The following is a 718-nucleotide window of genomic DNA, read 5'->3' on the forward strand; positions in this document are numbered from 1 at the left end:
CGTTGATGATTCTGCCTCCCAAAGATGAACTGCCTTTCACCGTGGAAATTTTGAATGACCCAACAGATTGGCAGCTTTTAAAATTGGAAAATGGTTTCAAAAAAGAAATCGGAGAAGAACCCCTAACAAAAAAACATCAGAAGCAGCTTCAGCAAGCTGTCAAAGAAGGGAAGATTACCTTCTTTATCGCCAAACGTGGCTATCGTGCTGTTGGCATGTGCAGTGTCGCTCCATGCTATTCCACGTTCTCTTGCTCGAATACGGGTATCTATGAAGATTTCTATATTGAGCCTGTTTTTCGAGGCAAGGGACTTGCGCGGAAATTAGCGCAAGCGGCACAAACCTGGTGCAAGCAAAATGGTATAGCAAGCCTAACCGTGTGCTGTGATCCGTGTGATGAGAAAATGTATCAGGCACTTGGATTTGATATTTGTCTGGGAACAACATTTGCACATACAGATTGAATAACTGATACAAGAGCGGCGACTTGGTACTCCAAGTCGCCGCTTATTCATAAACTTACCGTTCTTAACTTCCGGTCATCGTGATGTGCCAGCCAGTCTTTGCCACCTTGTCAGCCACTTGATCCCCACGATGTTCCCCACATAGTCAAAAATAGCACCTTTCAGAAGCTGCGGGTTTCGAATGACGCTTCTTAGACTGATTTTGCAATTTGATACTTCATGCGATTGCCGTATTTTGCAGACCGAAGCAACCC

At 44.7% G+C, this 718-nt stretch carries 1 protein-coding gene; it reads left to right on the forward strand.

The window, feature by feature from the left end; translation table 11 throughout:
• A partial coding sequence (locus B5F35_RS18255; protein ID WP_087243099.1) for a GNAT family N-acetyltransferase occupies nt 1-464 on the forward strand: 464 nt, incomplete at its 5' end.
• Nucleotides 465-718 lie beyond the last annotated feature (254 nt).

The organism is Anaeromassilibacillus sp. An200, from assembly GCF_002160025.1.
GTDB lineage: Bacteria > Bacillota > Clostridia > Oscillospirales > Acutalibacteraceae > Caccousia > Caccousia stercoris.